Annotated in this window: 4 protein-coding genes and 1 pseudogene; all 5 read right to left on the minus strand. The window is 38.0% G+C overall.

Annotated elements, in window-relative coordinates:
- Positions 1-368: 368 nt before the first annotated feature.
- Positions 369-596, minus strand: coding sequence for a hypothetical protein (locus ACHFIY_RS15275; protein WP_410846980.1), 228 nt, complete (start codon positions 594-596; stop codon positions 369-371).
- Positions 597-1,674: 1,078 nt separating this feature from the next.
- A complete protein-coding gene (locus tag ACHFIY_RS15280) occupies positions 1,675-4,260 on the minus strand; it encodes a choice-of-anchor Q domain-containing protein (protein ID WP_410846981.1) in 2,586 nt (861 codons plus the stop codon).
- 76 nt (positions 4,261-4,336) lie between these two features.
- A pseudogene (locus ACHFIY_RS15285) lies at positions 4,337-6,643 on the minus strand (GH92 family glycosyl hydrolase).
- Positions 6,644-7,028: 385 nt separating this feature from the next.
- On the minus strand, positions 7,029-7,610 hold the full coding sequence (locus ACHFIY_RS15290; protein ID WP_410846982.1) for an RNA polymerase sigma factor: 582 nt from the start codon (positions 7,608-7,610) through the stop codon (positions 7,029-7,031).
- Positions 7,611-8,178: 568 nt separating this feature from the next.
- Entirely contained in the window at positions 8,179-9,840 is a 1,662-nt protein-coding gene (locus ACHFIY_RS15295) for a phospholipase D-like domain-containing protein (RefSeq protein ID WP_410846983.1), read from the minus strand.
- Between the last annotated feature and the right edge of the window lie 227 nt (positions 9,841-10,067).

The following is a 10,067-nucleotide window of genomic DNA, read 5'->3' on the forward strand; positions in this document are numbered from 1 at the left end:
TGTTGATATTCTAATAAATAAAGAAGATGTGTTTTCATTAGCAAACTTTCAAAGGCAAACAAAATATAATATCCATCCACATAGTTAAGAACCAAGAATAATGCGTACAATTTGCACTTGCGCATACGCTATAGAAGCAGACGGGTAAAACCAATATTTTCTGTTGTTTGAAAAGTTTTCAATACAAAAAAACAATCGTAAGTAACTTTCTAACATATAAAAAGCTTGTGTGCATTATGTGAGACGAAGGATTACGAATAGAGTACTATTGCGTGATTCTTTTTTTAAAACTATTTTTGTTAAAATAGTTACTACCCAAAAAAAACGGGAACGTTTCCGAAACAAGTTTCGCATTCCTAGCTAGTACTTTACCCTGAAAAAACAGCAATTTCCTTACTTGCACTAGTGCTAGAAAAAACCCTACAGCCAGTGCTATCAACAGTAATAGTTGCCGGCTTACCTACTTTTAGTACAGTAACAAGAGCGTTAAAACTTTTATTAATAGTACTAACAATACCCGTGCAGGTAGCGATTATATGCTGCTGATTTACGGTTATAATGCTTACTAGCAGCAAAAGGAGAAGTAAATATTTCATATGCATTGCAACCGCTTTTAAAAGGTTAAGCCAAAATTTGTGTTGTAGTTGTTGGTTAACATTTGCATACCTAAAAAGAAATTTCTGCAAACGTTTTCAACAAGCAAGCACTCCACAAAGTGTAGACAATAAAACAGATAACTACCCTTAGTTAACCCCCAATTATTTTTAAAAAATATTTTTGTGGACGTAGGGGCAATAAAATGGGCGATTGAGACAAGTGCAGATAAACCTTTAGGCATTTTATCTTAATAGGGATTTTTGCAAATTATTGCCATTCATTCGCCTAGTATATCCCGAGTATTATATCCCCAAAAGCTGCGAGCGTTCAGAAAATTGCTGTATTAAAATCATGCAACGCATTTCAGGGTGTATAAAAGCTTTTAGCTTGGGCTGCCTTTTTTAATTTATCCAAAAAAAGGGTATAAATACTAAGCCATAATTATCTTAATATAATTCTAAGAGGGTTTCGTTCTTCCCCCTCTCTTTCGGAGAGGGGTTGGGGTGAGGTCTAATAAATAAATAGTATTAACTTAATTGGTGCATACTTAATTAAAAAAAATTATCTTTGTAGTATAAATGCACCTAATACAAAGCATTTACAAAGCTAGTTTCCAAGGAGCAGTATCGTAGTTCTTTTTTTACTAATATTAAGATAGTTGTAGTTCCAAAATTTGGTTTTGTATTTATGGCTGTAATACGCACAAATCACTCATAAATCACTCACAAATCACGCGCAAATCACTCAAAAAATACGCACAAATCACTCACCAATCACTCACAAAAATTTAATTTTTTTGTTGATAATCAATGTCCTACAATGGCGGCAACGTTTTCTTAAAAAAAGAAACAGAGTGAAAATTCCACAAAAATGGCAAAACTGAAACTATTTTAATAAAAAGCAAGAAAAAAAATATATTAATTAAAATATACAAATATCGTCTCCTTGCCCTGTTCTTATTACCTTTTCATTTAGGTAACTTGTCTCGGTCTTTCGGGAGGGGTGAAGTTGGCCTATGTTGATTTTTTTATAAAAATCCGAAACAAACTTTTTTGCACCCCTCATTTAATCAGTGGCCTAATTTCTATTTTTTATGAACTTACTCGTCGCCCTGTTGCCATTGGGCAGTTCTACTACAAGCAAGTATGTACCGGCGCCTTGTTTATACACATCAATGGCTATTTTATTTTGCCCAGAAGCCAATGCCCTTTCAAATTTGCCTACTACCCTGCCTGTTATATCACGGATGGTGAACTTTGCTGCTGTGATTGGCTCAGCAATATTGATTTCAGCATATAATTTATTGCCAACAGGATTTGGGTATATACTCATCAAGCCAAGCGGCTGCAATACATTAGCAATAGAAACGATAGTAGAATAATTGGTTTTGCCATCTCTGTCCTTCTGAAGCAGGCGGTAATATCCAATGCCATTCAATGGGGCTACATCGGTAAATTCATAGGCATTTCCATTGGCACCATTTGCAGCTTCCGAAGCCACATACCCAATGGCTATAAAGTTTTCGCAATCGGCAGAACGCTGCACTTCAAATCCAGCATTGTCTATTTCTTGGTTTACAACCCAATTAAGAAAGTTTTTCCCCAATTTTCCTTTTCCAGAAAAACTTAAAAAATTCACGGGCAAAGGTGAGTAGTTAGTGCAATAGCCAAAGGATACTACAGGCCTTCTTTCATTGGCGTATGTCAAACTATTACCAATAATGGTCGTGCCACTAGCAAAAGCATATTTGAAGGCATTGGCCATTTGGGGATATTTGGTCGCATTATAAAATGCTTGGGTACCGCCATTGTCGTAATACCAATTAATATCTTTACCGCCAGCAATCCTTTTCTTTTGTACATAATCAATAAAAACGCCAATGTGTTTGCCCGTATAGCTAAAAGGCGTTTGGAAACTGAGGGTCCGCCAGCCCCCGCCATTGCCAACAAATGCTGCCGCATCTCCTTCATACACCAAGGTGGCAGGATTGGCGGAACCTGATAAAATGGTAGTCCAGTCAAAAGCGGCAGCCCCGAAATTGTCAGTGGCCTCGTTCCTTAAATACACCCTAATAATGGTGCTATCAGGCAGTATTTGCGTGCTTGTACTGTTATTGGTCGGAGAAACTTGCACGGCCCTTCTAAATTGCAAACTAGTGATAATGGCATTTGCGGGTATATTCTTGAACAAAGTATCGGGGTAAATGATGGCCTTTCGGCTTTGGGGATTGATAGAATCTGGCTTGCTGTCAAATGGCGCAAATAAAGTACCGGCACTGCCTTCGCCAGTGCCAGTGCCATTGCCATTGCCTACTATTTTGGCTTGCAAGCCTATATTGCAAGTATTTTGGCCGCCAGTATAATTGGACTCGTAAGCCCCAATATCTACGATAGAGCCGATTGGCCTAGCAATCCCGTCTTTATCAGTAGGGTATGTATGCGTGTTGCTACCATTGTTAATGGCAAAACTTCCTGACTTCAAATTAAAATCTGCCACGGCAGGATCTATTGATGGATTTACAAAACCTGGGTCTTGAAAGAAACCATGCGTATCAGTGTAGGTGTAAGATTTGCCACCATAATAAAGGTTGTAATCGTAGGTTACATGCGTGTTCCTTTTTCCACCAATCGGGCTTTTGCCTGGGCTTGATACGATAATATTGTTGTAAAAATTGACACTGTCGGCATCATAGCTAAATAAAGTTCCCCCACCATTTTCTGGGCTTACATTGTTTAAGTAAGATACATTATTATAAAAATCCACATGGTTTGTGCTTAAAGAATGCATACCAGATCCGCCATTATTGTAGCAAATGTTGTTTGCAACTAAAACCTTTCCCTTGTAGTCTGCCATGGGAATATCTATGATGATTCCATTGCCATCGGAAATAGTACAGTTGATACGACTTACCGGATATTGCCTGTTGCCATAAGACACATTGTTCTTTACGATCATGCGGTAAGTAGTCAGGTTGTTGTCATAATTATAGGAATAATTAAAAGCAATACCACTAACTCCGTAAGGGGAGTACCAAGCGTTATTATAAATAATGTTACTTTCCACTGTTATGTAATCACAATGCCCAAACAGAATTCCGCCACAAGCGCAATCATGCACTACATTGTTACTAATAACAATGTGATGGCAACCTGCCTGAGTTGTATCGGTAGAACCTATTAAAATACCACTGCCATTGTATTTAGAGATAAAGTTGACGGAAGTAGCAGGCTGCCCCGCAACTGGACACACTGGTGCAGCCTTGGCTGCTGCAGTATCGGCCGCCAACGAAAGCTTAACCCCGTAACCAATTACTTCTAAGCCATTGATGGTAATGTAATTGGTACCTTGTTTTATGGTTATAACACCATAAGCAATGCTATCAGATACTAGTTTAGGCTTGTGGCCGGGAAAGTTGGTATAAACAATTTGTGCTGCAGCGCTTCCCGATCTTGTAATACTAAAATAAGTATAGCTGCCATTCATGATAAAAACAGTATCGCCCGCATTGGTAAGGTTAGCAGCTTTCTGAATGGTTTTAAAAGCACGAGTGGCACTTTGTCCGTTGTAACCATTATTGCCTTTGGCAGAATCGATATAATAATTGGTAGCGTGCGCGCCAAGGCAAGCTAGCATAGAAAGAACCAGGAAGCAATGTTTTTGCATTTTTTTTATTTATGATTGTTTTAAACTATCTATTATTACTCAATATTAAATCGCCACAAAGGCATATAGCCCCATTCTAATTAGCCTCAACATATCCAAAATATGGCGGGGCGTCATTTATCCCAATTCCCCAGTTCTTATTCGGCTGGCTGCTCATTACAAACTCAAGCACCCCACCATTCACAATTTCATCTTGTGTAATAAATGTTTTGGTATAGGGCTTACCATTCAGCGTAGCAGATTGAATATAGATATTTTTTGCATTCACTTCTTTTGCCAATACTTTAAATGTTTTATTGTTGCCCAGCTTTATCTCCGCGCTCGTTAGTATAGGCGTACCAATAACATAAACGCCATTGGCAGGATTAACAGGATAAAAACCCATTGCACTGAAAATATACCAGGCAGACATTTGCCCGCAATCGTCATTTCCCGAATAGCCACTAGATGTGTTATTGTATTGTTCTTCCAGTACTTGCGCCACCAACTTTTGGGTTTTCCAGGGCTCGCCTACATAATTGTATAAGTAGGCAACATGATGGCAAGGCTCATTGCCATGGGCATATTAGCCAATAAAACCAGAAGCATTTTTTTCAATTTTTTCACTTTTATCCTGAAGGGTAAAAAGCGAATCTAGTTTGCTTATAAATTTTTGTTTGCCTCCCATCAGGCCAATAAGACCATTCACATCTTGCGGAACATAAAACAAATATTGCCAAGCATTGCCTTCGGTATAAGGGCTGCCGCCATTGCCGCCATATTTTAAAGGATTAAAAAGAGACAGCCAACTGCCATCTTTATTTTTTCCCCTGAAAAAACCAGTATTGCTATCGTACACGTTTTTATAAAATGCTGAGCGTTTCATAAAATGTTCATAGTCTTCTGTTTTGCCCAGCTTTTTGGCAAACTGTGCCACACACCAATCGTCATAAGCGTCTTCAAGCGTTACAGACACAGATTGAGACATAACATCTTCTGGGATATAGCCATATTTTTCCCAAGCAGTGAATTGCGAAAATTTATGGTCTTTGGTAACAGAGCTTTTTACCGCTTTGTAGGCTTTATCTAAATCAAATCCTTTGATGCCTTTTAAAACTGCATCCACTATTACTGGTATAGAATGGTTGCCAATCATTATATAATTCTCCATCCCCCATAATTGCCATACGGGCAGGAATCCTTTTGCATCGTATTGCCTCAATAAGGTATTGATAAAATTAGCGGTTAGCGCTGGCTGGGTTAGAGTATATAAAGGATGCGTAGCCCTATAAGTGTCCCATAACGAAAAGGTGGAAAATTGTTTGTTATCAGGTGCAGTGCTTGTTATTTTATCTGTAACAGGGTACTGTCCATTTACATCGGCCATATTGTTTGGCTGTGTATAGGCATGGTAAAGCCCGGTGTAAAAAATCTCCTTTTGCACTTGGGTTCCATCAATAACAATATTGCTCAGTTCTTTTTCCCATTGGTCTGCTGTTTTTTGGGCAATGCCATCAAAATCCCAACCCTTAACTTCCGCTGCTAAATTTAGCTTCGCATTTTCTATGCTTACAGCCGATAGGCCCACTTTTACCAAAACGGTTTTATCGGTGGCTGTTTTAAAATCCAGTATCATCTTCAAAGCAGTGCCGCTAATAGAATCTTTGCTTTCTACTATTATATTATTATTGAACAAAGCTGCTCCTTGGAATGGCTTTGAGAACTCGGCTGTAAAATAAACTTTTCGGTAACCTTCCCCCCACCCCGTTAAAATTCGGTAACCTTCAATAGTGGTAGGGTTTACCACTTTTAAGGATGCCGCAATAATATTGCAAGGCCACCAAGTCCTTTTTTTATTGAGTGTATGGTCTAGGTCAAATAAAATATGTGCTTGTGATTTTTTCGGGAAAGTGTACCGATGAAAGCCAACATGCTCGGTAGCAGTAAGTTCTGCGTTAACGTCATAGTCCAACAACTTCACTTGGTAATAGCCCGGCTTTGCCGATTCTTGGTCGTGTGAAAAACTGGAATAAAATAGATTGGGTTTGCTTTCTTTTGCTGCATCTGCAACATTGCCAGTTATGGGCATCACTAACACATCATATAAATCAGGGACTCCAGTACCGCTCATGTGAGTGTGGCTAAACCCAAAAATTTTATTGTCTGCATAGCCATACCCCGACAGCCTAGTGGGTTGGTCTTGTGTATCAGGGCTTAATTGAACAAAACCAAAAAGCGTTGTAGCACCAGGAAACGTGTTCCCTGACAGGCTTTTTTTGTCAACGGCACCTGTGCCTATAAATGGGTTTACATAGTCTATGCACCTCTTGGAATTTTGTGCATTGAGGCTATTGGCAAAAAAAAGAAATATTGCTATACTTGAAACTAAATTCCTTATTACCATTAAAGGTTATTGTTTACAAAATTAAAACTGCTATTTATTACCATCATTTAGCGTTATAAATATCTTAACATACTAGGGGCATAAGCAATCATATTAAATTTCTAGAATATAAATATTTACATGCTTTATAAGAGACGTAGAATTACGGGGGGATTACTATTGGATATTAGTTTTTTTTGAAAAAAATATTATTGACGTCTATTTAGGGATTATAGGGCATGAAAAAGGAGCAAAAGGCCCACATTTTTTTAGGCATAGAGAGTAACCAGTAGAGATGTTGCATACAAGGTATTTACTATGAATACTTACAACATCTATACAAGGGTTGATTATTGATATGCAAAAGCAAAGCCAGATAGGGCAGGTTAGTATATCAATAATGTACTTAGCTAGAAACAAACACCACCAATAAAACAGATGGCACTATATCGTTTTTCTGGAGAAACACCCTAATTGTTTTTAATGTTTCGGCCATGGTATTCCTCACCGTATTCCTAGATAGGTTTAGGTGGTGGGCAATTTGCTCGTGGGTCATGCCGTGGTCGCGGCTTAATTTAAAAATTTGCTTCCGCTTTGGCGAAAGCTGCTCTATGGCATTTTCCAGTATAACTTGGTATTCCCTTTCTATAATCTTGTAGTCGGCACCGCTTTCCTGTTCCTCATATATTTTGCGACTCACCATTTTTTGCAGTTTTTCGGTTCGGGAGGCAATCCTCAAAAAATCCAGTGCCTTGTTTTTAGCTACCACATACAGGAATGCTTCAAAATTTTTAACATCGGTAAGCAGCTCCTTGCCCATCCATATTTTCAGAAACACGTCTGCAATAATTTCCTCGGAAACTTCTTTGTATTTAGTAACCTTGATAAGGTAATTAAACAATTTGTCTTTATGCTTTTCAAAAAGCATTTTAAAAGCCGCTTCGCTACCTAAAGATGTTTCATAAAGCAAATCGAAATCGTTATCCATATTCTTTAAAGTTCACTATTGCATTTGGGATAGGCAAGGGCTTATAACAGTTTGAAATACCAGTGTTTTTATGCCCCAAGTCAGTTCCAAATACTAATGCAAGATGTTAACAACTAGCAAAACTATGGTTTTTCTATCAACCAAATACAATAGGGCAAATTTCAAGTATGCGTAAGGCTGGCATTATTAACTGTTATTTTTGAAAGATGTATATTAATATAGTACTAGTATGGCTTAATTTAGGATTGGTTTATATTTTTTATAATTTTATAATAGCAACTATTTTGTTAAGGAATTTTGCCATTTTAATTATAAGCTGTTGAAAAAAATACTTTTGAGTTTATATCAAAATGAAGAAGTAAAGTTTTTAAAATAACTTTTCCATTATTGGCACTCAAATATCATGGCTAAAGCCATTTAGTAGTGTCTATTTTACCCCAGCCCAAAGTCATGTAGCTAAATCAGGCAATAACAGCTTTAAACAATAGCCCCATGCCTTTAGGCTGGGGATAAAAGTGGGTACCTATCAGGCTTTAGCCAAAAACTTGGGGTCTCAAAGTCCCGCTGATTATTGTTTAATAAAAGGCTTTATAAATTTGCTTCCTTTGCCTAGTATTTCTATATAATAACTGCCTTTGCTCAAAGCATTTACATTTATTTGGGTTGCAGGCTTGCCCTTTACAGGCTGCTGTATAACCTTTGTACCGTAAGCATCATAAACAGAAACCGACACCGCACCTAATGGCAACAAGATATTTAATTTATCCAATGCAGGGTTGGGGTATAGGCTAATGGTCGCCCCAGTCCTATTATAAACAGATAGTACTTTTGAATAAGTAAAATACCCATCATCATCTACTTGTTTTATCCTAAAATAATTTGCGCCTGCTTCTACTTTTTTATCTATAAACTGGTAGTCGCCTGTTTTACCATTTGCCACGTTGCCATCATTTTCAAAAACAATACCATCTGTAGAACGTTCTATTTCAAAATGGTCATTGTTTACTTCATTGGCTGTTACCCATTGTAAAGTAGCAGTGCCATTGCTATTTAATGAAGCATCGAAAGAAACCCATTCTACAGGCAGCGGGGCAATACATGCATTGCCCCCATTCACTGTTATATTATCACAGATAGATTGGTAGTATTGGTTGGCTATTGCCGCATCATGTATAATAAGCAAGTTTTCATCGTTGGTGTACTGTGCCGAGGATGTCCAGTTGAACGAACCTGTTGCTACTTGCGGGTCCGATGATGGCAACAATGCGTCCACTACCAGTATTTTGTTGTGGTACAGCAAGTTATTATTATTAAATACAGCCATATTAGCCCCTAAAGGTGTACTTAAAGTGGTATAGGGGTTGTATGATTTACTACTGCCGTCCATTATCCCTCTTACGCTTATGCCACTATTGAACTTGCTTAAAATAGCGTTTGCCAAGCTATTGTCAGTAAATGTATAAATGCCAAAAGTTAAATCATTGTTGGCTGTATAAGCCATCGTTCTTAAATAGTAACCTGCCGTATCGCTGGGGCTAAAGCGAACTTGCACTTGTGTACCGCCAACATTGAAATAATTTTTTGAAGATGGTGTTTTGAATGTGCCAAATGTGCTTTTGCTCGAGTCGGGCGCAGCCCCTGCCCCACCCCACATTTTATTGAATTGATTTTGATAAGCCAGAGCTACATTCTGGTCCTGCACAATGAGCAAATTATTGTAGTCACCAAAGGTTTGCTGCTGTGAGAAATTGTACGAGCCAGTAATTACAATGGCATCGTTAGTATCGGGTGAATTGGCATCTACTACCACAAACTTGTTGTGCATAATATTATAGCCATTACCACTTGGGCTACCAATTCTTGGAATGGCCGCATTCAACAATTTCATCCCACTATTGGCAGTGGCACTAGTGCCATTATATACCCATCGTACCGTTACCCCCCTTGCAAAGGCATCGTTTACCGCCGTGGCAATTTTTGCAACAGAATCATTCCCCCTTGAGGTAAAATTATAAACTGCTATATCTAAACTGTATTTGGCATTATTGATATACGCAACAATGGTATCTGGGAAAGTGCCATTCAAATAAATCGCATTTGTGCCAGTAGCCAAATTATTGTTTACGGGGTGGTTAAAATAACATTTTATCTTGGGGTTCTGCGCCCGGGTAGTAAACAGTAGGCATAGGAATGCAGCAACAAGGGATATACGGGGTAATAATATTTTCATTTATTCGGGGGTAAGGGTCAAAACTAACTTAATTCAATTCCTAAATCCTTTATTTACCTCTTTTTATACAAATTTTAATGCCATTTTATATAAAAATTTTAAATTAAACTAGCCTTGGCTGCAATAATGATACTTGCAGGCTATCGAGTGCTGTATCAACAATAGAAAAAGGCATAAAGAAATAAATCCCTTATGCCCTTTCTCATTTATGTATGATTAAATAAACC

It is taken from the genome of Parasediminibacterium schistidii, assembly GCF_046546515.1.
In the GTDB taxonomy this organism is placed as follows: Bacteria; Bacteroidota; Bacteroidia; order Chitinophagales; family Chitinophagaceae; genus Parasediminibacterium.